General features: G+C 49.3%; 25 protein-coding genes, 1 other RNA gene and 1 pseudogene. 18 read left to right on the top strand and 9 right to left on the bottom strand.

What is annotated here, in order from left to right; all coding sequences use genetic code 11:
- Window positions 1-165: 165 nt before the first annotated feature.
- The 7 genes from LVQ76_RS14445 to LVQ76_RS14415 all read left to right on the top strand — a co-directional run bounded on the left by LVQ76_RS14445 (window position 166) and on the right by LVQ76_RS14415 (window position 3,717).
- On the top strand, window positions 166-534 hold the full coding sequence (locus tag LVQ76_RS14445; RefSeq protein ID WP_232865618.1) for a DUF1090 domain-containing protein: 369 nt from the start codon (window positions 166-168) through the stop codon (window positions 532-534).
- A 35-nt stretch (window positions 535-569) separates the two neighbouring features.
- Window positions 570-875 carry an ElaB/YgaM/YqjD family protein gene (locus tag LVQ76_RS14440; protein ID WP_034461328.1) on the top strand — a complete coding sequence of 102 codons (306 nt, stop codon included), beginning with the start codon at window positions 570-572 and terminating at the stop codon, window positions 873-875.
- Window positions 876-877: 2 nt separating this feature from the next.
- Window positions 878-1,276 (top strand): phage holin family protein, encoded by a 399-nt coding sequence (locus tag LVQ76_RS14435; RefSeq protein WP_064515930.1) that lies wholly within the window; start codon window positions 878-880, stop codon window positions 1,274-1,276.
- Complete coding sequence (locus LVQ76_RS14430) at window positions 1,273-1,563, top strand: YqjK-like family protein (RefSeq protein WP_064515928.1); 291 nt, start codon at window positions 1,273-1,275, stop codon at window positions 1,561-1,563. The genes LVQ76_RS14435 and LVQ76_RS14430 overlap by 4 nt, the downstream gene beginning before the upstream one ends.
- Window positions 1,564-1,763: 200 nt before the next feature.
- Window positions 1,764-2,156, top strand: coding sequence for a DoxX family protein (locus LVQ76_RS14425; RefSeq protein ID WP_064515925.1), 393 nt, complete (start codon window positions 1,764-1,766; stop codon window positions 2,154-2,156).
- Window positions 2,157-2,235: 79 nt separating this feature from the next.
- Window positions 2,236-3,228: a glutathione S-transferase family protein gene (locus tag LVQ76_RS14420; RefSeq protein WP_232921911.1), complete on the top strand. Its 993-nt coding sequence runs from the start codon at window positions 2,236-2,238 to the stop codon at window positions 3,226-3,228.
- A gap of 105 nt (window positions 3,229-3,333) precedes the next feature.
- Window positions 3,334-3,717 (top strand): DUF805 domain-containing protein, encoded by a 384-nt coding sequence (locus LVQ76_RS14415; RefSeq protein WP_151993985.1) that lies wholly within the window; start codon window positions 3,334-3,336, stop codon window positions 3,715-3,717.
- A gap of 62 nt (window positions 3,718-3,779) precedes the next feature.
- Here LVQ76_RS14415 and LVQ76_RS14410 read toward each other — a convergent pair whose 3' ends face one another.
- Entirely contained in the window at window positions 3,780-4,670 is an 891-nt protein-coding gene (locus tag LVQ76_RS14410; RefSeq protein WP_034461321.1) for a LysR family transcriptional regulator, read from the bottom strand.
- Between the two features lie 106 nt (window positions 4,671-4,776).
- Here LVQ76_RS14410 and LVQ76_RS14405 point away from each other — a divergent pair, with 106 nt between their 5' ends.
- Complete coding sequence (locus LVQ76_RS14405; RefSeq protein WP_232904633.1) at window positions 4,777-5,478, top strand: pirin family protein; 702 nt, start codon at window positions 4,777-4,779, stop codon at window positions 5,476-5,478.
- 33 nt (window positions 5,479-5,511) lie between these two features.
- Window positions 5,512-5,691, top strand: a complete 180-nt coding sequence (locus LVQ76_RS14400; protein ID WP_232865621.1) for a protein YhaL — start codon at window positions 5,512-5,514, stop codon at window positions 5,689-5,691.
- 35 nt (window positions 5,692-5,726) lie between these two features.
- On the opposite strand, the gene LVQ76_RS14395 is transcribed toward LVQ76_RS14400, so the two are convergent.
- The 6 genes from LVQ76_RS14395 to LVQ76_RS14370 all read right to left on the bottom strand — a co-directional run bounded on the left by LVQ76_RS14395 (window position 5,727) and on the right by LVQ76_RS14370 (window position 11,734).
- Complete coding sequence (locus LVQ76_RS14395; RefSeq protein WP_232921910.1) at window positions 5,727-6,824, bottom strand: AAA family ATPase; 1,098 nt, start codon at window positions 6,822-6,824, stop codon at window positions 5,727-5,729.
- 226 nt (window positions 6,825-7,050) lie between these two features.
- An RNA gene (rnpB, locus tag LVQ76_RS14390) (RNase P RNA component class A) lies at window positions 7,051-7,429 on the bottom strand.
- A gap of 42 nt (window positions 7,430-7,471) precedes the next feature.
- The gene (garK, locus tag LVQ76_RS14385) at window positions 7,472-8,617 is read right to left on the bottom strand and encodes a glycerate 2-kinase (protein ID WP_232921909.1); all 1,146 of its coding nucleotides are present in this window, start codon (window positions 8,615-8,617) and stop codon (window positions 7,472-7,474) included.
- 59 nt (window positions 8,618-8,676) lie between these two features.
- Entirely contained in the window at window positions 8,677-9,567 is an 891-nt protein-coding gene (gene garR / locus LVQ76_RS14380; protein ID WP_232921908.1) for a 2-hydroxy-3-oxopropionate reductase, read from the bottom strand.
- A gap of 27 nt (window positions 9,568-9,594) precedes the next feature.
- Window positions 9,595-10,365, bottom strand: coding sequence for a 2-dehydro-3-deoxyglucarate aldolase (gene garL / locus LVQ76_RS14375; RefSeq protein ID WP_232921907.1), 771 nt, complete (start codon window positions 10,363-10,365; stop codon window positions 9,595-9,597).
- A gap of 37 nt (window positions 10,366-10,402) precedes the next feature.
- Window positions 10,403-11,734 (bottom strand): MFS transporter, encoded by a 1,332-nt coding sequence (locus LVQ76_RS14370; protein WP_154152142.1) that lies wholly within the window; start codon window positions 11,732-11,734, stop codon window positions 10,403-10,405.
- A gap of 375 nt (window positions 11,735-12,109) precedes the next feature.
- Here LVQ76_RS14370 and garD point away from each other — a divergent pair, with 375 nt between their 5' ends.
- Window positions 12,110-13,681: a galactarate dehydratase gene (gene garD / locus LVQ76_RS14365; protein WP_232921906.1), complete on the top strand. Its 1,572-nt coding sequence runs from the start codon at window positions 12,110-12,112 to the stop codon at window positions 13,679-13,681.
- A 146-nt stretch (window positions 13,682-13,827) separates the two neighbouring features.
- Here garD and LVQ76_RS14360 read toward each other — a convergent pair whose 3' ends face one another.
- A complete protein-coding gene (locus LVQ76_RS14360) occupies window positions 13,828-14,757 on the bottom strand; it encodes a LysR family transcriptional regulator (protein ID WP_232921905.1) in 930 nt (309 codons plus the stop codon).
- Window positions 14,758-14,889: 132 nt separating this feature from the next.
- On the opposite strand from LVQ76_RS14360, the gene LVQ76_RS14355 reads away from it, so the two are divergent.
- On the top strand, window positions 14,890-16,284 hold the full coding sequence (locus LVQ76_RS14355) for an MFS transporter (protein ID WP_232921904.1): 1,395 nt from the start codon (window positions 14,890-14,892) through the stop codon (window positions 16,282-16,284).
- A gap of 294 nt (window positions 16,285-16,578) precedes the next feature.
- Window positions 16,579-18,444 carry a 3'-5' exonuclease gene (locus tag LVQ76_RS14350; protein ID WP_232921903.1) on the top strand — a complete coding sequence of 622 codons (1,866 nt, stop codon included), beginning with the start codon at window positions 16,579-16,581 and terminating at the stop codon, window positions 18,442-18,444.
- Between the two features lie 181 nt (window positions 18,445-18,625).
- Here LVQ76_RS14350 and LVQ76_RS14345 read toward each other — a convergent pair whose 3' ends face one another.
- Window positions 18,626-19,435 carry a DeoR family transcriptional regulator gene (locus LVQ76_RS14345; RefSeq protein ID WP_232921902.1) on the bottom strand — a complete coding sequence of 270 codons (810 nt, stop codon included), beginning with the start codon at window positions 19,433-19,435 and terminating at the stop codon, window positions 18,626-18,628.
- A gap of 251 nt (window positions 19,436-19,686) precedes the next feature.
- Here LVQ76_RS14345 and kbaZ point away from each other — a divergent pair, with 251 nt between their 5' ends.
- The 6 genes and pseudogenes from kbaZ to kbaY all read left to right on the top strand — a co-directional run bounded on the left by kbaZ (window position 19,687) and on the right by kbaY (window position 24,214).
- Window positions 19,687-20,979 carry a tagatose-bisphosphate aldolase subunit KbaZ gene (gene kbaZ / locus LVQ76_RS14340; RefSeq protein ID WP_232921901.1) on the top strand — a complete coding sequence of 431 codons (1,293 nt, stop codon included), beginning with the start codon at window positions 19,687-19,689 and terminating at the stop codon, window positions 20,977-20,979.
- Between the two features lie 27 nt (window positions 20,980-21,006).
- Window positions 21,007-21,069: pseudogene (locus tag LVQ76_RS14335) on the top strand (PTS N-acetylgalactosamine transporter subunit IIB); the annotation flags it as partial.
- A 174-nt stretch (window positions 21,070-21,243) separates the two neighbouring features.
- The gene (gene agaF / locus LVQ76_RS14330; RefSeq protein ID WP_232921900.1) at window positions 21,244-21,678 is read left to right on the top strand and encodes a PTS galactosamine/N-acetylgalactosamine transporter subunit IIA; all 435 of its coding nucleotides are present in this window, start codon (window positions 21,244-21,246) and stop codon (window positions 21,676-21,678) included.
- A 25-nt stretch (window positions 21,679-21,703) separates the two neighbouring features.
- Window positions 21,704-21,871, top strand: coding sequence for an amidohydrolase family protein (locus tag LVQ76_RS14325; RefSeq protein WP_370639860.1), 168 nt, complete (start codon window positions 21,704-21,706; stop codon window positions 21,869-21,871).
- 303 nt (window positions 21,872-22,174) lie between these two features.
- Window positions 22,175-23,329, top strand: coding sequence for an SIS domain-containing protein (locus tag LVQ76_RS14320; protein ID WP_232865635.1), 1,155 nt, complete (start codon window positions 22,175-22,177; stop codon window positions 23,327-23,329).
- Window positions 23,330-23,341: 12 nt separating this feature from the next.
- The gene (gene kbaY, locus LVQ76_RS14315; RefSeq protein WP_232865636.1) at window positions 23,342-24,214 is read left to right on the top strand and encodes a tagatose-bisphosphate aldolase subunit KbaY; all 873 of its coding nucleotides are present in this window, start codon (window positions 23,342-23,344) and stop codon (window positions 24,212-24,214) included.
- The last annotated feature ends 60 nt before the right edge of the window (window positions 24,215-24,274 follow it).

Below are 24,274 nucleotides of genomic sequence, written 5' to 3'. Positions count from 1 at the left end.
TCCTGCAATCCTAATTTGCTAATGGGGATTGGGTTTTTACTCAATTCCTGACTATGCTTGTTTTTACTTAAACCGCTACAAATCATCACATTCGTTTAATTTCTGGACTTTTTGTATGCTTAACCTTGCGGGTAAACGTACATTCACAATGGAAGGTTTTTTATCATGAACTATCGTACCGTATTGGCTATCGCCCTATTGTCTCTGACGTCCGCAGCGCATGCGAGCTCGCTGTGTAATGAAAAGGAGCAGGATATTCAGCGAGAAATTGGCTATGCGGAGAAACACCAGAATCAAAGCCGTGTCGATGGGCTTAACAAAGCGTTGAAAGAAGTTCGCTCTAACTGCACCGATAGCAGTTTACGCGCGGCTCACAAGAAAAAAATCAACGAACAAAAAGCTGAAATCACCGAGCGGAAAGCAGATCTTAAGGAAGCTCGCGAAAAAGGCGATGCTGATAAAATTTCAAAACGGGAACAGAAACTGGCTGAAGCTGAGCACGAGCTGAAAACTTTGCAGGCTCGTGATTACTAAGTTCAAGGATCAACCTCAAACACCTGGAGAGAACCATGTCAAAAGATACCACATCAGAACATTTGCGCGCTGAGTTGAAATCCCTGGCAGATACCCTTGAAGAGGTGCTGAGTGCATCGACGGATAAGTCAAAGTCCGAACTTGAAAAGCTACGTGGCAAGGCTGAAAAAGCACTGAAAGAAAGCCGTGTACGCCTGGGTGATACCGGTGATGTTATTGCTAAACAAACCCGTGAAGCTGCCGCGAAAGCTGACGACTATGTGCGTGAAAACCCATGGACTGGTGTTGGCATTGGGGCGGCGATTGGCGTCGTACTCGGTGTCCTGCTGACACGTCGTTAATTATGCCTGAATCCCATCAACCTCAAGGTCCAGGTAAAGGCGTCCTTGGCATTGGCCAGCGCCTTGTCACTATCATCGTTGGGATGGTGGAAACGCGTGTGCGGCTTGCAGTGGTAGAGCTGGAAGAGGAGAAAGCACATCTCATCCAGTTACTACTGATGCTTGGGTTAACCATGCTGTTTGCTGCATTTGGCTTAATGAGTCTTGTGGTGCTGGTTTTCTGGGCCGTCGAGCCGCAATACCGCCTGAACGCCATGATCGCGACAACAGTCGTTCTGTTGGGTCTGGCTTTCATCGGTGGTATCTGGACTCTACGTAAATCGCGTCAATCCACCTTGCTGCGCCATACCCGTCGCGAGCTCGAAAATGACCGCTCGTTGCTGGAAGATGACAAATTATGAGCAAACGCGAGCTAGATAAACGCAAAGCATTTTTACTCAGTCAGATTCAGCAACAACGGCTGGATTTAAGTGCAAGCAAGCGCGACTGGCTTGAAGTGACAGCGACTTATGACAGAAGCTGGAACACATTGATTAGCTTACGCCGGTACGCAGTTGTCGCCAGCAGCGTTATGGCTATCTGGACAGTGCGCCACCCAAGCTTCCTGATGCGCTGGGCAAGGCGCGGACTAGGCGCCTGGAGTACGTGGCGCCTGATTCGCAACACAATACAGCCACAATCGCATTAGTATCCAACGCCGCCTTATTCAGGCGGCGTTTTTATTAATCAGTAATATTGAAAAACATCGACAGTTTTCCTTGCTAACAATCCCTTAACGTCACGTCTATTATCCTCCCCATCAACCGCAGTCACCGGTAACTACCGGAAACTGCAAAGACAAACATCCCTGGGCTGATAGCACCCACAAGAGATTCGCTGGAGAGTAAAATGAAAAAATTAGATGATGCAGGTGTTCTGTTAGCTCGTGTCCTGATGCCGATTCTGTTCATCGTTGCAGGTTGGGGCAAAATTAACGGTTATGCCGGCACTCAACAATATATGGAAGCGATGGGTGTTCCTGGGTTCTTATTGCCATTGACCATTCTGCTTGAGTTTGGCGGCGGCCTGGCGATTCTATTCGGTTTCTTTACTCGTACCACCGCAATTATCACTGCAGTGTTCACGATTCTGACAGCGTTCTTGTTCCACGGTGATTTCAGCCAGGGCATGAACTCAACTATGTTTATGAAGAACTTCACCATCGCCGGTGGTTACCTGTTACTGGCTATCTTCGGACCAGGTGCATACAGCATCGACCGTATTCTGAAGAAAAACTGGTAAGGCTTCTATACTGATTAGAAGTAAAAGCGAAGGTTAATACCTTCGCTTTTTTGTTTTTAAGGCTCACGAGGAGAATGAAATGGGACAATTAATTGATGGCGTCTGGCACGATGTCTGGTACGACACCAAATCCACTGGCGGCAGTTTCAAACGCTCAGAGTCAGCTTTTCGCAGCTGGCTGACGGCGGATGGTGAACCCGGCCCAACCGGTAAAGGTGGTTTTGCTGCCGAGAAAGATCGCTACCATCTCTATGTTTCCCTCGCCTGCCCATGGGCTCATCGCACATTAATCATGCGTGCGTTAAAAGGCCTCGAATCTTTTATCTCTGTTTCTGTGGTTCACCCGCTCATGTTGCAGGACGGCTGGACGTTTGACGATGATTTCCCAAACGCTACCGGTGATGGCTTATATCAGCATGAATATCTTTATCAGCTCTATTTACAAGCTGACTCTGATTACACCGGGCGCGTTACCGTACCTGTTTTATGGGATAAGAAAACGCAGACTATCGTCAGTAACGAATCCGCTGAAATCATCCGTATGCTCAATACCGCGTTTGATGCGCAAGGTGCTCGCGCTGGGGATTATTACCCGACTGCATTACGTAGCCAGATTGATGAGCTAAATAGCTGGATTTACGACAGCATTAATAACGGCGTTTATAAAGCCGGCTTTGCTACCTCTCAAGAAGCTTACGATGAAGCCGTCACCAAAGTATTCGAGTCACTGGCACGCGTTGAGCAGATCCTCGGGCAGCATCGATATTTAACCGGCGACCAGCTTACCGAAGCGGATATTCGTTTGTGGACCACACTGGTACGTTTCGACCCGGTCTATGTCACCCACTTCAAATGCGATAAACATCGTATTAGTGATTACCTGAATGTGTACGGATTCTTGCGTGATATCTACCAAATGCCGGGCATCGCTGAAACTGTCGACTTCGGGCATATCCGCCACCACTACTACCGCAGCCACAAAACCATTAACCCTACCGGGATTATTTCCATTGGCCCCGCTCAGGATTTGAATGAGCCTCACGGGCGCGACGAACGGTTTAACAAGGGTTGATAAAATTCATATGAACTATGTTTTACGTAAAATCTATTCACGGCTATTCTTGAAATAGATCGCTTACAGATCAAGTGATTGATAAAAAATCAAGGCGGGCTACAAATGGATTGGTATTTCAAAGTTTTAAAAAATTATCTTGGCTTTAGTGGACGTGCACGTCGCAAAGAGTTCTGGATGTTCATCCTGGTCAACCTTGTGCTAACCGTGGTTTTAAGCATTCTGGATAAGATGTTAGGGCTACGGATTGCGGGGGATGAAGGTCTGCTGACGACGGTTTACGGCGTACTGATTTTCCTGCCTTACTGGGCCGTACAGTTTCGACGCCTACACGATACTGACCGTTCAGCCTGGTGGCTGTTACTGCTGTTAATACCGTTGGTGGGCTGGTTGATTATTCTGGCGTTTAATTGCCAGAACGGCACGCCAGGCGAAAATGAGTACGGCGCGGATCCAAAACGCCTGGATGCACGATTCGTTAGTGAATAATAATTTATACCCAACAAACTCACTTAAAAAGGGTGGAGCAGCGCAAAAGCTGCCCACTCTTTTCATTTCAATAATTTTGGAATTTCACGCAAGCACCAGGCTTTTGCTTCGCCCATGCTATCGCGTCGCCACGCCATGATAATGTCAATTTCATTGGTGTATTCAGGGCTCACCACACGTAGCCGTCCTTCAGCAATATCCTGCTCGACCATCGGATAAGGCATCGTCGCTACACCCAACCCGGCCAGTAATGCCTGGCGCTTATCTTCCATGCTACTTACTGTAAGACGCGGCTGTTTATCCAGTAGCTGCACGGTCAGCACAGGACGTTCCCGTGCGGTATCAGCGACCGCGATACCGCGATACTTCACGCGCGTCACCTCGGATAGCGGCTCCGGTTCATTATGAATCGGGTGATCTGGTGCTGCGACATAAACGCTCATCACCTTATATAACTTGCGTGAGTTAATCTCAGATGAAGAACGGAAATGCATATCCGGAGCAATCACAATATCCGCCCGACCTTGCTCTAAACGCTCCCATGAACCGGCCAGTACTTCAGTAATAATCGACAGCTGCGTGTCAGCTTTACCGGCAAGTTTTTCCACCAGCGGATACAGCTTCGCCGTCGGCACCAGAGCCTCTGTAACAATAGTAAGATGCGTTTCCCAACCACGTGCCAGTGCTTCGGCGTCAGTGGTAAGTTTTTCAGCCGCTTCGAGCAAAACTCGCCCGCGCTCCAGCAACATCCGCCCGACATTGGTAAATTTGGTGCGATGGCCTGAACGGTCAAACAGCACGACATCCAGTTCTTCTTCCAGCTTCTGCATGGTGTAGCTCAGCGCCGACGGTACTCGCCCCAACTCATCAGCAGCAGCGGCAAAACTCCCACGCCTATCAATTGCGTCCATGACCCGCAATGCCTCTAGCGTCAATGCTCTCTCTTTAGCCATCTCGTTCTCATTCAGGAAATTTGAACATACCAAGCAGATTAACTGGCTAACAATGCAGCGTCCAGAGCTTTACCATGGGTACAGTGTAAAAAGAGGTCAAGAAATTATGATTACGCCAAGAACTGCCAAACAATGCGGGAAAGCGGACTATGGATGGCTCCAGGCCCGCTATACGTTTTCCTTCGGTCACTATTTCGACCCGAAATTGTTGGGCTATGCTTCGTTGCGCGTACTCAACCAGGAAGTGTTAGCCCCGGGGGCGTCATTCCAGCCACGCACATATCCGAAGGTTGATATTCTCAATTTGATTCTGGAAGGCGAAGCGGAATACCGCGACAGCGAGGGCAACCACGTTCAGGCTAAAGCCGGGGAAGCACTGCTCATTTCCACCCAACCAGGGCTGAGTTACAGCGAGCATAACCTGAGTAAAGAGAACTCTCTGACGCGCATGCAACTGTGGCTTGATGCTTGCCCGGAGCGCGAAAATCCGCTGGTTCAGAAAATCACGCTTACAGATGGGTCACAACAATTACTGGCCTCGCCAGATGGCAGTAAAGAGAGCTTACAACTGCGCCAACAAGTATGGATTCACCAGATTGAACTGGAGAAAGGCCAACAGCTCAGTTTCCAGCTACACGGCCCGCGTGCTTATTTACAGTCAATTCACGGTACGGTCCATGCTGTAACTTCTGCTGAAGAGAAAGAAGGGCTTACCTGTGGTGACGGCGCTTTTATCCGTGATGAAGCTAACATTACGCTGGTTGCAGATACCCCATTGCGCGCATTGCTGATAGATTTACCGGTCTGACCAGTGTCGACAATGGATAAACAGGAGTCATCAGTGAGTAAGAAATCAACAGCAAAACGAAACGAGAAGAAAGTACTACAACCTGCTGTTGCAGCAACTGTTGTGGCAACGAATCCGCAAGCTGAAATGAGCTATGACGATATGCTGACCGAGCTGGAAGCGATTGTTAGCGAAGCTGATTTACGTCTGGCAGAAGAAGAAGGCACTCTCTAATCTCCTTCCCCGGCTAGCACCGGGGAATTTTCCCCTCACGAGAGACGGTTAACACGCGTCTCCCCATTCTCAATCCCCAACTGATAAAGCGTAAATGGCGTATGTTTTTCAATAAATGTGGCCAATTCTGGCGAATGGCTGGTGAGCCAGATTTGTGTGTAACGACTCGCTTCTGCAATCAGGCGAGCCAACGCGGGTAACATCTGTGGATGCAGGCTATTTTCAGGTTCATTCAATGCAATAAAGCGCGGTGGACGCGGGCTAAGTAACGCCACAGTCAGGCACAAAAATCGTAATGTCCCATCAGAAAACTCAGCCGACTCCAGCGGGCGGTTAATCCCCTGCCGGTGCATCATCATCTGAAAACGTCCGTTACTGTTATCACAGAAAAATGTGCATTCAGGGAAGGCTTCGCCCAGCACCTCAAACAGTAACTCACTATCACCAATTTCAACGATGGTCTGGAACGCGGCGGCCAGGTTTAGCCCATCACCTGCTAACACTGGCGAGCGGTAACCGACCTGTGGCAAGCGCAACCCGGCTCCTTTCGTGATATCGAACTCATGGTAGAAACGCCAGTTACATAGCGTTTCGCGGGCGCTGGAAACTTCGGGATACAGGTGTGGCTCGCCAAGTTGGCCGAACAACGATTCGTTCTCGTAGAGCGTGGCGGCGTGCGTGACTTTCTCACCGTTAACATCGTTGAGAAAAACAGCCTGGTTGCGACGATGCATAATTGACGAAGAAGGTCGGCGGCGAAAACCACTCAGCCAGATTTGCTCTTCTTTTACGATAGGATCGAGATCGAACATCGTGGGGTACGGTAATTTGTCCGGGAAGCCGACCTGCAATTCATATTCAAAATCGTCGGTATCTACTGCAAGCGTCATACGCCGTGGCGCACTGGCATACCCTTTGGCGCGGGAGCCTGCCCACATAACCTTTTGGATACCACCTTCATCAGACAGCCAGTGTGACAACTGCCCCATCGCCGCGCCGTGGATCAAATGGATTGCTTTATAGATATTGGATTTCCCGCAGCCATTTGGGCCGAAAACCACGTTCAGCCGCCCCAAATCGATGGAAAGTTTACGCACCGAGCGGTAGTTGTCGATGTACAGAGACTTGATCATGGCGGTGCGGAATCCGGTGATGGCGGGAGTCGTATTATGGCAATTGTTCTATATATACCCTAAATAATTCGAGGTGCATCGCGGCGGCAAGAGAACAAGTCCCGATGAGCTTACTCCAGTAAGCGATTTGGGCGAGTGAGCGTAGCCAACAAAGAGGCAGCGCGAAGTATGACGGGTATAAACAAAACGCCCGCACAGTTTTCACTGTGCGGGCGTTTTGTTGAATGGTTGAAGCTGACCGATAAGCCGGGTTCTGTCGTGGACAGTCATTCATCTAGGCCAGCAATCGCTCACTGGCTCAAGCAGCCTACCCGGGTTCAGTACGGGCCGTACCTTATGAACCCCTATTTGGCCTTGCTCCGGGTGGAGTTTACCGTGCCACGGACTGTTACCAGCCGCGCGGTGCGCTCTTACCGCACCCTTTCACCCTTACCTGATCCCGCTTGCGCGGGCCATCGGCGGTTTGCTCTCTGTTGCACTGGTCGTGGGTTACCCCCCCAGGCGTTACCTGGCACCCTGCCCTATGGAGCCCGGACTTTCCTCCCCTCCGCCCGTCTCCTTCCGAAGAAGGACGACGACGAAGCGGCGACTGTCTGGTCAGCTTCGGCGCGGATTATAGAGGGTTTGTGCGGCTGTGTCACGCACGGTTAGTGAGTGATCCGCATCCCAATTTCAACCGTTGCCGCAATATCACGCGACGCACGATAAATATTGTCGAACGCATTCTTCAACGCGTCTTCCAGCGTGCCGATGCTATTGAGCACGCTAAACACCGCGTCGATGCCATATTGGTGGACAATCGCCACGTCTTTGGTCAACGAGCCCGCAATGCCAATCACCGGCTTACGGTATTTTTTCGCCACCGCCGCCACGCCCACCGGGACTTTGCCGCGAATGCTCTGGCTGTCCATGCGCCCTTCACCGGTAATGACCAGCGAGCAGTCGTGAATATGTTCTTCAAGATGCAGCGCTTCGGTCACAATCTCGACGCCGCTGCGTAATTCCGCACCTAAGAAAGCCATTAATGCCGCGCCCATACCGCCTGCCGCTCCCGCTCCTTCAGCGTTTTTCACATCGATGTGCAGATCTTTTTTAATCACTTCGGCAAAGTGCGCGAGGTTGGCATCGAGCTCCACAATCATCGCTTCGTCGGCCCCTTTTTGCGGCCCGAAAACACGCGAAGCGCCGTTGTCGCCAATTAATGGATTGGTCACGTCGCAGGCCACGTTAATCACGCAATCCGCCAGGCGACTGTCGAGGCCGGAAATATCAATGCTGTTCAGACTCATTAAACTGCCGCCGCCGTGGCTAATTTGTTTGCCCACCGCGTCGCATAATTTTGCGCCCAGCGCCTGCACCATGCCCGCTCCACCGTCGTTAGTTGCGCTGCCACCGATGCCGATAATAATGTTGCGCGCACCGTTATCCAGAGCCCGTAAGATCAGCTCACCAGTACCGTGCGAAGTCGTAATTAGAGGATTGCGGTTCACGATTGGCACCAGTGCAAGCCCACTGGCTTCAGCCATTTCGATAAACGCGGTTTTACCGTCACCGGACATACCCCAATATGCTGTAACCGGCTCACCCAGCGGCCCTGTCACTGTAGTGGTGATTTTCTTGCCTTGTGTTGCACTGATCATGGCATCGACCGTACCTTCCCCGCCATCTGCAACCGGGACCGATATATATTCCGCATCAGGAAATATTTCGCGGAAACCTTTTTCAATGGCCTTAGCCACATCAACCGCCGAGAGGCTTTCTTTATAAGAGTCGGGTGCGATTACGATTTTCATAATGTGTCCATGCCAAAAAAGTGCCGAGAAAATCGGGCACCGAAAGGTGCCCATCTCTTTTATTTGCTGACTTCTACTTTCGCCAGTTTTTCGTAGTAGCACGCGATTGCGCTGTGGTCGTCGTTACCGTGGCCATCTGCACGCAGCGCCTGCATCATTTCCATTACGGCGGCGGTCAGTGGCAATTGAGCGCCAACACCGTGGGAAGTATCCAGCGCATTTGCCAGATCTTTAATGTGCAGGTCGATGCGGAAACCTGGCTTGAAGTTGCGATCCAGCACCATTGGCGCTTTTGCTTCCAGAACGGTGCTGCCCGCCAGGCCGCCACGAATCGCCTGGAATACCAGTTCAGGATTCACGCCCGCTTTGGTTGCCAGTACCAGCGCTTCAGACATCGCCGCGATGTTCAGCGCTACAATCACCTGGTTTGCCAGTTTGGTAACGTTACCCGCACCGATATCACCGGTGTGCACCACGGAACCGGCCATGGATTTCAGCAGGTCGTAAAACTTGTCGAAAATTACTTTGTCGCCGCCAACCATCACAGACAACGTGCCTTCAATCGCTTTTGGCTCGCCGCCGCTCACTGGCGCATCCAGCATATCGATGCCTTTGGCTTTCAGCGCTTCGCTGATTTCACGGCTCGCAAGCGGAGCGATGGAACTCATGTCGATAACCACAGTGCCTGGCTTCGCGCCTTCAATAATGCCGTTCTCACCCAACGCCACTTCTTTCACGTGTGGGGAGTTTGGCAGCATGGTGATAATCACATCGCACTGCTCGGCGATATCTTTCGGTGTTGCAGCAGTTTCTGCACCGGCGGTGATAAGTTCAGCAATCACCTCGGGATTACGGTCGGCAACCACCAGGGAATAACCGGCTTTGATGAGGTTTTTACTCATTGGTTTGCCCATGATGCCCAGGCCAATAAACCCAACTTTCAGTGTCATAATTCAGTCTCTCTCTTTAGGTGGTAGTTATTTTTTAAAAGAATCAGCCAATTTCTGGGTTGCCGAGCGGAAGCAGCCTAAATCGCTGCCCACCGCCACAAAGGTCGCGCCCCATTCCATATAGCGACGCGCGTCGGCTTCAACTGGTGCCAGAATGCCGGCTGGTTTACCGTGCGCTTTAGCGCGAGCAAAGATGTGTTTGATGCATTGCTGCACGTCCGGGTGTGAAGCATTACCCAGATGGCCTAATGCCGCCGCCAGGTCGCTTGGCCCAACGAAAATGCCATCCACACCGTCGGTTGTAGCGATGGCATCAACGTTATCCACGCCCTGCTGGCTTTCGATTTGCACCAGAATCGTGATGTTCTTGTTGGACTGCGCGAAGTAATCCGGCACGGTGCCAAACATATTGGCGCGGTGTGAAACGGACACGCCACGAATCCCTTCAGGTGGATAGCGGGTTGAAGAGACCGCCAGCACCGCCTCTTCCTGAGTCTCAACAAACGGAATCAGGAAGTTATAGAAACCGATATCCAGCAGGCGCTTGATGATCACCGGGTCGTTGGTCGGTGCGCGAACTACAGCGGCACTTTCACTGCCTTTTAACGCCATCAATTGCGGAATAAAAGTGGAGATATCGTTTGGCGCATGTTCGCCATCCAGCACAATCCAGTCGAACCCGGCCAGGCCCAGCACTTCGGTGCTGATTGGGTTTGCCAGCGCAGACCAGCAACCTATTTGAATCTGATTTGCCGCCAGCGCCGCTTTGAATTTATTGGGGAAAACATTGGTATTCATCTTTTGCCCTTATTTATCAGGTTATCTGTTGCGTTAATTACTTCTGCAATTCCATACGTTTAATGTCACCAACTACGAACAGATAACAAACCATTGCCATCAGCGCCGAACAGCCTACGAAGATCAGCGCTGCATTAAAGGAGTGAAGTTCAGAAACCAGGTAACCAATCACCAGTGGAGTCACGATAGAAGCAACGTTACCGAACACGTTGAACACAGCACCACACAGACCAACCATCTCTTTTGGTGCGGTGTCGGCAATAACCGGCCAGCCCAGCGCGCCAAAACCTTTACCGAAGAAAGCGAATGCCATCAGGGTGATAACCAGAGCCGTGCTTTCGGTGTAGTTACAAAGAATGATGGTCGAAGCAAGTAGCATCCCGAGAACAATCGGTATCTTACGAGCAACGGTCAGTGAGTAACCGCGCTTGATTAACGAATCAGAGAACACGCCACCCAACACACCACCTGCGAAGCCACACAGTGCCGGGATTGAAGCAACCATCCCTACTTTAAGGATCGACATGCCCTTATCTTGCACCAGGTAAATCGGGAACCAGGTCAGGAAGAACCAGGTAATGGTGTTAATGAAGTACTGACCAAAGAACACGCCCAACATCATACGGTTAGTCAGCAACTGCTTGATGTAATGTAGTTTTGGACCTTCAACCACGGCACCTGGTTTTTTGTGGTCCATATCAACCACTGCGCCGCCTTGAGTGATGTAATCCAGCTCTTCTTTTGACATACGCGGGTGGTCAGTTGGGTTATGGATAAACTTCACCCACAAGAAGGTCAGCACAAAACCGATGCCGCCCATCACGGTAAACACATGCTCCCAACCCCATGCGAAGGTAAGCCAGCCGAGTAACGGAGAGAACAGCGCCAGCGAGAAATATTGTGCAGAGTTAAAAATGGCTGAAGCGGTGCCGCGTTCTTTTGTCGGGAACCAGGCCGCAACAATACGGGCGTTTGCCGGGAACGATGGTGCTTCCGAGAATCCGAGCATAAATCGCATGATAAACATGGAGATACCCGCATACGCCAGCGGCACCATATCAACAAAGCCTTGCATGAACGTAAACAGAGACCAGAAGAACAGACTGTAGGTGTAAACCTTCTTCGAGCCGTAGCGGTCAAGTAACCAGCCGCCAGGGATTTGCATTAACAGGTATGCCCAACCAAACGCCGAGAAAATATAACCCATTGAGATTGCACTGAGCTGTAATTCTTTAGCAACTTCAGTACCCGCAATAGAAAGAGTGGCTCGATCCGCGTAGTTAATCGTCGTTACAATAAAGATAATTAATAATATTAAGTATCGTGTGTTCTTACCTTTTTTCGACTCAACTGCTGTATCCAAAATCATTTTCTACATCCTCTGTTGCGGGTACTTAATTCAAGGATTTTTTATTTATATAAGCAGTATTTCACGAATATATTTTCGGGATAATACTGCTCTCTGAAATTAACCTGGTGTTTGTCATTCGCAACACAGTATAGCCAGCACAGAACAAATGGACATTAGGCATACGCCCAATAGATAACACTTTAAAAGCCAAATAATTAAACTTATGCACATGTTTGTGGGGTGTATTGCACAATTTCATAGATAACCCTGCCTGGTGGGCAATGCCTTGCAATATAAAGTGATCTCGCTCACATTTTTATTTCTCACGGCCTGACATTCTTTATTTAGCTTGTGAGAAGTCACGATTAGAAAAAATTCTGGAGAATAGCGGCAATGTCGAATATTGAAATTAAACAACAACCCCTTGGTTCTTTTTATATAAAAGTTCATGAGACAGATAATGTCGCTATTATTGTTAATGATAATGGGCTGAAAGCTGGCACCCGTTTTCCGGATGGATTAGAACTTATCGAACATATCCCGCAAGGGCACAAAGCAGCACTGGTTGATATTCCGGCACATGGCGAAATTGTTCGTTATGGCGAAGTGATTGGCTACGCGGTACGTGATATTCCACGCGGTAGCTGGATTGACGAATCATTAGTGGAATTGCCAAAAGCGCCACCGCTCCACACTTTGCCATTAGCCACGAAAGTACCTGAGCCACTGCCGCCACTGGAAGGTTATACCTTTGAAGGTTATCGCAACGCCGACGGCAGCGTCGGCACCAAAAACCTGCTTGGCATCACCACCAGCGTGCATTGCGTTGCAGGTGTGGTCGATTACGTCATCAAAATTATTGAACGTGATTTGCTGCCGCGCTACCCGAACGTTGACGGCGTGGTCGGCCTCAATCACCTCTACGGTTGTGGTGTGGCGATCAACGCCCCTGCGGCAGTCATTCCTATTCGCACTATCCATAACATCTCTCTGAATCCGAACTTTGGCGGTGAGATTATGGTCATCGGCCTGGGTTGCGAAAAATTGCAGCCAGAGCGCCTGCTGGAAGGCACCGATGACGTGCAGTCGATTAATGTTGGCGATGCCAGCATTGTGCGTCTGCAAGATGAACACCATGTCGGCTTTAAATCGATGGTCGATGACATTCTCAACGTTGCTGAGCGCCATCTGGTCAAACTGAACCAACGCCAACGCGAAACTTGCCCGGCGTCTGATCTGGTTGTCGGTATGCAGTGTGGCGGCAGCGATGCGTTCTCCGGCGTAACCGCGAACCCAGCTGTGGGCTACGCTTCTGACCTGCTGGTGCGTTGTGGTGCAACGGTGATGTTCTCTGAAGTTACCGAAGTGCGTGATGCTATTCACCTGCTAACACCGCGTGCCATCAACGAAGAAGTGGGTAAGCGCCTGCTCGAAGAGATGGAATGGTATGACAACTATCTTGATATGGGTAAAACCGACCGTAGCGCTAACCCGTCGCCTGGCAACAAAAAAGGTGGCCTGGCAAACGTGGTGGAAAAAGCACTCGGTTCAATTGCTAAATCAGGCCAAAGCGCCATTGTTGAGGTGCTTTCCCCAGGGCAGCGTCCAACCAAACGCGGCCTGATTTTCGCCGCAACACCGGCGAGCGATTTCGTTTGCGGCACCCAACAGGTGGCATCCGGCATCACGGTGCAAGTGTTCACGACCGGTCGCGGTACGCCATACGGTTTGTTGGCAGTTCCGGTGATTAAAATGGCCACCCGTACCGCACTGGCCAACCGTTGGTATGACTTAATGGATATCAACGCGGGCACTATCGCCACCGGTGAAGCGACCATTGAGGACGTCGGCTGGGAGTTGTTCAAATTTATTCTTGATGTGGCGAGTGGCCGTAAGAAAACGTTCTCGGATCAGTGGGGATTGCATAATGCGCTCGCCGTTTTCAACCCAGCACCAGTGACCTGATACCCATCATACTTCAAGCTGCAGATGCGTTGGCTGCACCCGTGCGCCCCGGTCACATAGTTTACTATGCTCCCGGGGTCTTACGGCTTGGCCGCCTTTCTGCAACTCGAATTATTTTGGGTATTCTTATTACGGCAATGATTGCCTCACCCCGGCACTTTCTCGCGGCAAACCTTCAACACTAACTGCCGTAGCCAGCGATGTGCCGGGTCTGCTTCCGAGCGCGGATGCCACATTAAAGACACCGTAATCTCATTGGTTTTCACCGGCAGCTCAAAAACATAAAGCCTCGCCTCCCCTGAATTGCCATTCAACCCCGGCTGGTTCAGCAGGAATGTAGCTGGCACCAACGCCACTAAATCCGATGCCTGAGCCACCGCAATCGCCGCGGGAAACCCCGGCACCATTGCCGCAATTTTGCGTTGTAAATTCATCTGTGTCAGCAGCACATCAACCGGTCCAGTTCCTCGTTCATGACGGGAAACCACCACATGCCCCAAATCGGCATACTTCGCAGCAGTAATATCATCCTCTTGCTCAAGCGAATGGCCTTTTCGTACCACGCCGACAAACTTATCCCGATAAAGCGCCGTTAATCGTATTTCTGGGCCCATCTCTCCAGGTACACCGATCTCAAGATCAATTAAACCTTCACGCAGATACTTTGCTGTTTTCTCTGGTTTGGGCATAAAGCGCAGTTGGACCAACGGCGCAACGGCGGCTACCGCAGCAATCAACGCAGCACCGAATATCTCAATAAATCCGGCGTTAGTACGCAGGGTAAAACTGCGCTCAAGTGTTGCAAGATTAAAAGCATCCGATGACGGGCGCAGTACCGCTCGGGCTTCAAAGACGGCATTTTGCGTGCGCTCGCGGATTTCTTCCGCATAAGGAGTCAGCACCATATTACGCCCAGCCCGCACCAGTAGCGGATCGCCAGTGGTGTCGCGCAGGCGGCTTAGTGTTCGGCTCATTGCCGAGGCACTTAACCCCAGACGACGCGCAGCCCCTGCCACACTTCCTTCGGCCAGAAGCACATCAAGAGCAATAAGTAAGTTCAGATCGGGTTCAGTCATAAACTCAATAGTAGCGCGCACATTGAAATGAGAGAAGGCGTTTAGTGCAGGTTATTAATGCAAATGCTGCGCCTTCCGCCTTATCTCCAGTACAGCTATATTTCTGGCACACCCAAGCGAGAGAATTAAAAAATGGCACTATTTTCCGACCAGCCAGGCGATGAAGGTTTGCCTGGCCGTGAGCGCGGCTTAGCGATGGCCGCCGTCATGACCATGACGACCATGGCCGTGTTTGACGGCTCGATGATCAACATTGCCTTGCCGCAAATCGCCCGCTCACTCGATGCTTCATTGGGTGCCACCGTCTGGGTTTCCAACGGATATTTATTATCAGCGGCGATGACACTGGCGATATTTGCCGCCCTGTCCAGCCGCATCGGATTTCGCTCGATTTTCGCCTTCGGTCTTGGCCTTTTCACGTTGGCCTCTGTGGGATGTGCGCTCTCATCCTCACTGGATATGTTAGTTATCATGCGGGTTTTGCAGGGTATTGGTGGTGCGGCAACATTAAGTATTGGCCCGGCGATACTGCGCTCAGTTTTCCCCAATCGCCTGTTGGGGCGAATACTTGGCCTCAATGCTCTGCTGATTGGCACTAGCACTGCCATCGCGCCGATTCTGGGAGGCACGATTCTTTCCACGTTGAGCTGGCAATGGTTGTTTGCGATTAATATTCCGCTGGGCATTATCGCTTTATTACTCACGCTGCGTGTTATTCCCAATAACCCGGCGTTAAAACGCGAACCATTCGATTATGCCGGAGCCTTACTTTCGGCAGTTGCGTTAGGCGCATTGATTATGGCCGCAGATGCATTTACCCATCCCGGCAACGGTGACCTGACCACTGCTGTGATTTTCGCGAGCATCGCGATTCTCACCGGCCTTGCATTTATCTGGGTTCAGCAGCGCGTGACTAAGCCATTGCTTCCGCTCAATATCTTTGCCTCTTCACGGTTCTCCTTGGCAGCACTCACTTCGCTTGCCTCCTTTGTCAGCCAGGGCATCACGTTCATTGCCCTGCCTTTCCTGTTTCAGAGCGTTTACGGTTACAGCGCACTGGTTTCAGCACTGCTTTTCACGCCATGGCCCATCGGGATTATTCTGGCGGCACCCCATGCCGGACGCCTTGCAGACCGATATTCAGCCGCAATAATCTCAACAGCAGGGCTGTGTATCTTCGCCATTGGCCTGACATTGCTGGCTATGCTTCCGGAACACGCTCAAGCGTGGGATATCTGTTTGCGCAGTTTGATTTGCGGGATAGGCTTTGGCTGTTTTCAAAGCCCAAATAACAAAGAAATGTTGTCCAATGCCTCTCGGGAAAACAGCGGATATGCATCCGGTGTTCTGGCAATCATGCGCACCTTCGGGCAGTGCCTGGGCGCCGCGTTTGTCGGTGTGATGATGTCGATTTATGCGCAAAACAGCGCCGCGCATTTCAGCTTGTGGATGGCGGTGGTTGCGACGGTGTTAGCTATTGCGCTGAGCGTGAGTCGACTGCGGGGATATAAGTTGTCGCAGGCTTAGGTAAAAATGCCATCCACTACGTTAACAATTAAAACTATTTCTACCGCCATTTCTACCGCCAGGGTGGTGGAAGAAATGGCGATCTAACCGCTGGCACATTTGTTTAATTTGTGGTGAAGATCTGGAGTGGAGAAACGCCGATGGATCCCCACAAGAAAACCTAAAATTAATATATCGTTACTTCCATATGTTGTTTTTATGATCTACCTCCTGATATTCCTTTTTTCTTCTGAAAGAACTCCACATTTGCTTATAATGATTTACTTTCAGGATGTTACAACCCAAAGGAATAGTATGGCCAAGTTAATTCCCTCTCTAAGTAGTTGCTCAGGAAAAATAACATCTGGAGAAAAAAGACTCGGCAGGAAACTGGAGTCCACTCTTTCCGATAATTGTCTCTGTTGGTATGACGTATGGGTAGGCAGTAAAACGCAGAAGCGCTATCCAGATTTTATTGTGCTCAATCCCGACAGGGGGATGTTCTTTTTGGAGGTGAAGGACTGGAAAATTGACAATATCAAAGAGATAGACAAGCTAACGGTAAAGTATTTACGTAATGAACGTTTAGAGTCCTATGGCAATCCCTTAGAACAAGTCAGGCAATACGCTTATACAGCTATTAATACACTTGCCTCAGATAATCAGCTTGTTTTCCAGGAAGGGAAATACGCAGGAAAGCCACTATTCCCTTATGGTTATGCCGTGTTTTTCAGCTTTATAACCCGTAAGCAACTGGATGCGGCTTTAACAATTGAGGAGCAAAATAATGTATTGCCTCCTCACATGATTATTTGCAGTGATGAAATTAATGACCCTGCATTATTAGCAACAAAACTTTGGAATAATCTGCCATATTCACTTAAGGATAGTTTATCAACAGAGCAAGTTGATCGTGTGCGTTGGCATATTTATCCTGAAGTGCGACTTAACCACTCCCAAATGGATTTACTTGAAGATTCAGCTCTTTCCTCAAGTCCCCGCACTGTACCCGTTCAGGTTGCGGAAATGACGAAAGTGATGTCTATCCATCAAGAAGACTTAGCCAGAAGCATGGGGAATGGACATCGAATTATTCATGGTGTTGCAGGATCGGGTAAAACAGTAATATTACTTTATCGTTGTTTATATCTTGCTGAAGAATTAACGACGCCTATTTTAGTCGTCTGCTTCAATGTCACATTGGCAGCTAGTCTGAGGGGAAGGATTACTGCAGCCGGATTAGGTAACCGAGTTGAAATAGTGCATTTTCATGGCTGGTGCAAAAACCAATTCTCGAAAGCTAATTTAAAATCGGACCCAAGCAGAAAAGCCTATGAGCAGCATGTCGAAGATGTAATTGCAGAGGTTGACCGTGGTGGTATTCCAACTCAGCAATATGGTGCCATTCTCATTGATGAAGGCCATGACTTCAAGCCTGAATGGTTATCCCTGTTATCGAAAATGACAGATGCAGAAAATGGGCATTTACTCTTCCTTTATGATGATGCTCAAACTATTTATCAGAAAAGTGGCACGCTTGATTTTTCGCTGGCAAGTGTAGGGATTCAGGCGAAAGGAAGAACACAAATCCTTCGTATAAACTATCGCAACACCAGAGAGATATTATCCTTCGCCTATAACTTTGCTGGTGCCCACTTAAAAAGCAAAAATGAAGGCGAACATTGTTTTATAGATCCAGAAACCGCAGGTACCACAGGTGAGCCACCTGAGCTTCAGATTTTTTCATCTCAAATAGAGGAAGGAAAATATGTTGTTCAATGGATCAAATCCCAAAAAGAAAAACTTAAATCATGGAACGATATTGCCATTATTTGCACAACCCATCAGGATGGGGATTATTTTGAAAGAGTGCTTAAGGAAAATGATATTCCTCATGCACATCTCAGGGACTCAAACAGCAAGAAAAATTATAATCCAGTAAGCGATGTCATTTGCATTGTCACGATTCAGAGCAGCAAAGGACTTGAATTTAAAGCTGTAGCAATGGTGGGTTCCAGCCATATTACTGGTAAAGATGAAGACCTCACCGATCATGTTCGCAGATTGTATGTCGGTTTCACCCGCGCAACTAAAAATCTCCTTGTAACAATGCATGAGAAAAATAGCCTCAGTCAACTGATTGAAGATGCCTTTGAATCAAGTATAGACATGGACAATTAGATGAAAATCAGAGATATAAATCGAAGTGTGGTGCCGGTGGTTATTAACGATTTTCCCTCATATTCCGTATATTGACAATATTCAGGCTGCATTAGTATGCAGCCTGAATAACTGGAACACTTGTGAATAAAATCAGTTCGTTTCCATTCCCATACTCATCGCCCCCCAATCCAATTAGCTTTTATTCCCCAACCAATACCACTTCAATGCCGCCTTTACGCAGACCATTCAGGCTCTCTTCAGGAATACCTGCATCCGTGATAACCATATGAATGCGTTGGGTATCAATGATCTTATGCAAGCTGGAGCGATTAAATTTACTGGAGTCCGTGACCACGATAATACGCTCAGCCACTTCACACATCCGGCGGTTTAGACGCGCTTCATCTTCGTTATGGGTACTAACACCGCGCTCAAGATCGATGGCATCGACGCCCAGAAACAGCATGTCGAAGTGATAGTTTTGCAAAGATTGATCGGCCTGATCGCCATAGAATGACAACGACTGGCGGCGCAGGTGCCCACCGGTCATCAGTAACTCCACCCCTTCAGCTTCAAGCAGCGCATTCGCCACGTTCATGCCGTTGGTCATCGCAATCACTTCCTTATGGTGGCGCATATGACGCGCAATCTCATAAGTGGTGGTACCTGAGTCAAGAATGACGCGATGGCCTGGTTTGATGAGATCCGCCGCTGCAAGCGCAATGCTGCGTTTGAGCGAAGTATTCAGAGAGCTTTTATCCTCAACGGTCGGTTCAACCGCAGCAGTACCCGAATCGCAAACTAGCGCCCCGCCGTAAGCTCGCACTGCAACGCCCTGCTTTTCCAGAAAAGCCAGATCGTTACGGATCGTCACCGTCGAGACACCAAAAAATGATGATAGATCATTAACCTGCACGCTTCCTTGTTGACGAAGACGCTGAATGATCTGCTCACGCCTTTCACTTGTACCTGTTACACGCTTGTCCGTTGCTGCGTCGGTATTATTCATACATGATCCTTTCATAAAACCTTTCGTTTCATTTCACTTCGTCTATTAACACCTTTCTTTTCACGGAAAGCAAGCCTTTACATCGCGTGCTGCACTCACTGTCATTGTGTCAAATATGCTTTCATTATGTTTCTTTTGCGAAACAGATCTCAATTCTATTATCTTTCGTTTTGTTTTTATCGCACGATACACCACTATTAAATGAAACAAATCGAAAGACAAACAGATAGCCAACCCATACGGAGAGGAAAGTGAAACATTTAACCGCGTTTGTGGCCGACCATAAACAGGATTCACGATGTGGCATTTTTGCCGTTTGTTCTGCTCACCCGTTAGTTCTCGAAGCGGCGATGCGCCATAGCCGGGACGAAAAATCTCTCTTATTAATAGAAGCAACGTCCAATCAGGTCGATCAACACGGCGGCTATACCGGAATGACACCGGAAGACTTCCGTGGTTTTGTCGAACAAATGGCAGATAAATACCACTTCCCACGGGAGCAACTCATTCTGGGGGGCGATCACCTGGGTCCGAACCGTTGGCAGGCTCTGCCCGCAGAAGAAGCCATGCGTAACGCGGACGAGCTCATCCGTTGCTATGTCGCGGCAGGTTTCAAAAAGATCCACCTGGATTGCAGCATGTCTTGCGCAGATGACCCGGTTCCGTTGACTGATACCATTGTTGCCATGCGTGCCGCCCGGCTGGCAAAGATTGCAGAACAAACCTGTATTGAGAAATTTGGTGCTTCCGATTTGGTATACGTTATCGGCACTGAAGTTCCAGTCCCTGGTGGCGCGCACGAAACGCTGGCAGAACTCGCTGTCACTACACCACAGGCTGCAAAAACAACGCTCGAAGCCCATCGCCATGCGTTTGAATTACAAGGTTTGAGTGACTTGTGGCCACGCATTATCGGGCTGGTTGTCCAGCCAGGTGTGGAATTCGACCACACGCAGGTTATTGACTACCAACCTGAGAAATCACTTTTCTTAAGCCAGATGATTGAAGCTTTCGACACCATGGTGTTTGAAGCGCATTCCACCGATTACCAGACGCCACAGGCATTGCAGCAACTGGTACAAAACCACTTTGCGATTCTGAAAGTCGGACCAGCGCTGACCTTTGCACTGCGTGAAGCACTGTTTTCATTAGCCGCTATCGAGCGCGAATTACGCCCGGCACATAAATGCTCCGGGCTTCGAGATGTTCTTGAAAGCGTGATGCTTGAGCACCCTGAATACTGGAAACACCATTATCACGGCAATGACAGCGACCGCCGACTGGCGCGCGGTTACAGCTACTCGGATCGCATTCGCTATTACTGGCCGGATCATGACATTGATGAGGCGTATTCAGATCTTGTCACTAATTTGGCAGGTGAATTTATTCCTTTGCCATTGATCAGTCAGTATCTGCCTCTTCAGTACGCCAGGGCCCGTGAAGGAAAAATTTCAGCCACACCGCATGAGCTGATTATCGACCATATCCAGGACGTGTTGCACCAGTACCATTGCGCCTGCCAGAGCGCACAGCCAGCGAACTAAACCCAACATAATAAGAGGGGAAACAACATGCCAAACATTGTATTAAGCCGCATTGATGAGCGACTGAGCCACGGCCAGGTTGGTGTTCAATGTCGACCAGCTAATGCCCCCCTTCTTACCATTGGTTTATAATTTGTGCATGTCCGCGCTGGTTCGCGGCAGCTTGAGTGCTATACGTCTTATTGATTTTACGGTTGTGTTGGGCATTGTCGGAAAGTTTGCTCCCCTCCTATAAGTGATGACTTGTAAAAGAGAGAAAACAATATGTTAAGCATTATTCTTAGTGGCCACGGTGGCTTTGCCTCCGGGCTGGAAAAGGCGATGAAGCAGATTCTTGGCGAACAAGAGCAGTTTATTGCTATCGATTTCCCTGAAACCTCATCAACTGCAATACTCACATCACAGTTTGAAGACGCCATTGGCGCATTAGATGAAAGCGATGGGCTGGTGTTTTTAACCGATTTGCTTGGCGGTACACCGTTCCGCGTGGCTTCAACCCTGGCATTACAAAAACCTGGGCGTGAAGTGATTACTGGTATCAATCTGCAACTCCTGCTGGAAATGGCGCTAGAGCGCGATGGCTTATCCAGCCAAGAGTTTCGTCTGCAAGCACTAGAGTGTGGTCATCGCGGATTAACCAGCCTGGTGGATGAAATGGGGCGCCACCGCGAAGCTGAGGCGGTAGAGGAAGGAATATGAGAACACGGTTGCAAGTCTGCCGCCCTTGAGTGAAGCCGCTGTTCACATGGCTTCACTACACCCCGCAAAATTACTGGGGTTAGATAGCAACCGAGGTTCACTCGCCGTGGGCAAAAGTGCCAATCTGCTTGCACTGAGCTCACAGCTTTTGCTGCACAGCATCTGGATTTACAGCCTACCGTCTCCTTTGTAGTTCTTTCATTACACCTCTCTTTTATCTGCCGTCACCTGATCGACAGACCTTTCTTTTCCTTTCTTTTTTAATTTATCAGCACTACCCTCTTTTATGTTAATACATATAAATCAACAGGTTGCATTAAACCAACCGTTCACTAGATCACATTTTTCGTTTTATTGTTTTTCTTGCATTGACCTTTCGTTTTCTTTTATATAAATTTTATTCAAGCATTAAATTGAGTAAATGAAACAAAACGAAAGATTGTCCTTTTCTGTTTTGTGCTACTTCCCATGATCTTGCACTGCTAAGGACTGAGTTATGAGCGAAACCCAATCTGCCTGTCTTTCCGGCACAACAACCTGGACTGAAAAAGAGATCCGTCAACAGCCAGAAAGCTGGATCCGATCGCTAAAAAATATCGATACGTTACGTAGCAACATCAACGCATTTCTTGAGCCTTTGCTGCAAAACACCTCACTGAAAATTATCCTGACGGGTGCAGGAACCTCCGCATTTATTGGCGAGATTATTACGCCGTGGTTATCACGCCACACCGGGAAAAACTTTGTTGCAGTCCCTACTACCGATCTCGTCACCAATCCGCTGGACTATTTAACGCCAGCTCAGCCCACATTGCTGGTTTCGTTTGCTCGTTCCGGCAATAGCCCGGAAAGCGTGGCTGCAGTGGATTTAGTTAACCAGGTCGTCAGTGACTGCTACCACCTGGTCATCACCTGCAATGAAGCCGGAAGCCTGTATCAAAACGCTCAGACAGGTAGCAATGCACTAGCGTTATTAATGCCCGCAGAAACTCACGACCGTGGCTTCGCCATGACCAGCAGTATCACCACCATGATGGCAAGCTGCCTGGCCGTGTTTGCACCGGATGTTATCAACAGTACCACTTTCCAGGATGTGGCTGACCGCTGTGAAGAAATCATTACTTCACAGGGTAATCTCAGCGAAAGCGTGTTTGGTGATTTGCCTTTCCGCCGGGTTGTCTACCTCGGCAGTGGCGGTTTGCAAGGTGTAGCGCGTGAATCCGCACTGAAAGTTATGGAACTCACGGCTGGAAAACTGGCGGCATTTTATGACTCCCCTACCGGGTTCCGCCATGGCCCTAAATCACTGGTAAACAAAGAAACGTTAGTTGTGGTCATGGTTTCAAGCCATCCATACACACGCCAGTATGACCTTGATTTGCTGGCTGAGTTGCACCGTGACCAACAAGCTCTTCGCATAGTCGCTATCTGCTCCTCACCTTGCGCGGAAGTGGAAAAAGGGCCACACATCTGGCTATCACCTTCCCGCGATTTCATCGACGTCGAGCAGGCTTTTTGTTTCCTGATGTATGCGCAGATTTTCGCGCTCACGGAATCAATCAAAGCCGGTATTACCCCTGATTCGCCTTCTGCCAGCGGCACGGTAAACCGTGTTGTGCAGGGTGTGATTATTCATCCGTGGAAAGGCTGAGAGGATAACAACATGAGTATTATTTCCACTAAATATCTTCTGCAGGATGCACAAGCTCGGGGTTATGCCGTTCCCGCATTCAATATTCACAACGCAGAAACTATTCAGGCAATTTTAGAAGTCTGCAAAGAAATGCAGTCACCGGTGATTCTTGCGGGTACCCCAGGTACCTTCAAACATATCGCTTTTGAAGAGATTTATGCATTATGCGAAGCCTATTCTGAAAGCTACGACATGCCACTGGCACTGCATCTTGATCACCATGAATCGCTCGCCGATATCAGCCACAAAGTAAATGCGGGGGTGCGTAGCGCTATGATCGACGGCAGCCATTTCCCACTTGCAGAAAATGTGCATCTGGTGAAATCAGTGGTTGATTTTTGCCACCGCCATGATTGCAGCGTGGAAGCAGAGCTAGGCCGCCTCGGCGGTGTGGAAGACGATATGGATGTCGACGAAGAAAGCGCCTTCCTGACCGACCCACAAGAAGCACGCCGTTTCGTCGAACTCACCGGTATCGATAGCCTCGCGGTTGCCATCGGCACGGCACACGGGCTTTATACCAAGCGCCCAAAAATTGATTTCCAGCGCCTGGCTGAAATTCGTGAAGTTGTGGATATTCCGCTGGTTCTGCATGGCGCAAGCGATGTGCCGGACGAATACGTCAGACGCGCCATCGAACTGGGTGTGTGCAAAGTAAATGTCGCAACCGAACTAAAAATCGCCTTTGCTGACGCGGTGAAAAAATGGTTTGCCGAGAATCCGGAAGGTAACGATCCCCGCTATTACATGCGCGTGGGAATGGATGCGATGAAAACTATTATCAGAAATAAAATTAATGTTTGTGGCTCTGCACATAAATATGCCACAGAAAATCCGAAATAATATATTTTTTTAATTGAACAAAACCGCCCATTATTTTAATTTGAAAACAATTAAATCCGT

It is taken from the genome of Buttiauxella cochleicola (genome assembly GCF_021283185.1).
Lineage (GTDB): Bacteria > Pseudomonadota > Gammaproteobacteria > Enterobacterales > Enterobacteriaceae > Buttiauxella > Buttiauxella massiliensis.
This window is presented reverse-complemented; position numbering and strand designations above follow the sequence as displayed.

Excerpts from the sequence above, each read along its gene's own strand:
- LVQ76_RS14445 (WP_232865618.1), top strand. The coding sequence starts at position 166 with ATGAACTATCGTACCGTATTGGCTATCGCCCTATTGTCTCTGACGTCC.
- LVQ76_RS14440 (WP_034461328.1), top strand. The coding sequence starts at position 570 with ATGTCAAAAGATACCACATCAGAACATTTGCGCGCTGAGTTGAAATCC.
- LVQ76_RS14435 (WP_064515930.1), top strand. The coding sequence starts at position 878 with ATGCCTGAATCCCATCAACCTCAAGGTCCAGGTAAAGGCGTCCTTGGC.
- LVQ76_RS14430 (WP_064515928.1), top strand. The coding sequence starts at position 1,273 with ATGAGCAAACGCGAGCTAGATAAACGCAAAGCATTTTTACTCAGTCAG.
- LVQ76_RS14425 (WP_064515925.1), top strand. The coding sequence starts at position 1,764 with ATGAAAAAATTAGATGATGCAGGTGTTCTGTTAGCTCGTGTCCTGATG.
- LVQ76_RS14420 (WP_232921911.1), top strand. The coding sequence starts at position 2,236 with ATGGGACAATTAATTGATGGCGTCTGGCACGATGTCTGGTACGACACC.
- LVQ76_RS14415 (WP_151993985.1), top strand. The coding sequence starts at position 3,334 with ATGGATTGGTATTTCAAAGTTTTAAAAAATTATCTTGGCTTTAGTGGA.
- LVQ76_RS14410 (WP_034461321.1), bottom strand. The coding sequence starts at position 4,670 with ATGGCTAAAGAGAGAGCATTGACGCTAGAGGCATTGCGGGTCATGGAC.
- LVQ76_RS14405 (WP_232904633.1), top strand. The coding sequence starts at position 4,777 with ATGATTACGCCAAGAACTGCCAAACAATGCGGGAAAGCGGACTATGGA.
- LVQ76_RS14395 (WP_232921910.1), bottom strand. The coding sequence starts at position 6,824 with ATGATCAAGTCTCTGTACATCGACAACTACCGCTCGGTGCGTAAACTT.
- garK (WP_232921909.1), bottom strand. The coding sequence starts at position 8,617 with ATGAAAATCGTAATCGCACCCGACTCTTATAAAGAAAGCCTCTCGGCG.
- garR (WP_232921908.1), bottom strand. The coding sequence starts at position 9,567 with ATGACACTGAAAGTTGGGTTTATTGGCCTGGGCATCATGGGCAAACCA.
- garL (WP_232921907.1), bottom strand. The coding sequence starts at position 10,365 with ATGAATACCAATGTTTTCCCCAATAAATTCAAAGCGGCGCTGGCGGCA.
- LVQ76_RS14370 (WP_154152142.1), bottom strand. The coding sequence starts at position 11,734 with ATGATTTTGGATACAGCAGTTGAGTCGAAAAAAGGTAAGAACACACGA.
- garD (WP_232921906.1), top strand. The coding sequence starts at position 12,110 with ATGTCGAATATTGAAATTAAACAACAACCCCTTGGTTCTTTTTATATA.
- LVQ76_RS14360 (WP_232921905.1), bottom strand. The coding sequence starts at position 14,757 with ATGACTGAACCCGATCTGAACTTACTTATTGCTCTTGATGTGCTTCTG.
- LVQ76_RS14355 (WP_232921904.1), top strand. The coding sequence starts at position 14,890 with ATGGCACTATTTTCCGACCAGCCAGGCGATGAAGGTTTGCCTGGCCGT.
- LVQ76_RS14350 (WP_232921903.1), top strand. The coding sequence starts at position 16,579 with ATGGCCAAGTTAATTCCCTCTCTAAGTAGTTGCTCAGGAAAAATAACA.
- LVQ76_RS14345 (WP_232921902.1), bottom strand. The coding sequence starts at position 19,435 with ATGAATAATACCGACGCAGCAACGGACAAGCGTGTAACAGGTACAAGT.
- agaF (WP_232921900.1), top strand. The coding sequence starts at position 21,244 with ATGTTAAGCATTATTCTTAGTGGCCACGGTGGCTTTGCCTCCGGGCTG.
- LVQ76_RS14320 (WP_232865635.1), top strand. The coding sequence starts at position 22,175 with ATGAGCGAAACCCAATCTGCCTGTCTTTCCGGCACAACAACCTGGACT.
- kbaY (WP_232865636.1), top strand. The coding sequence starts at position 23,342 with ATGAGTATTATTTCCACTAAATATCTTCTGCAGGATGCACAAGCTCGG.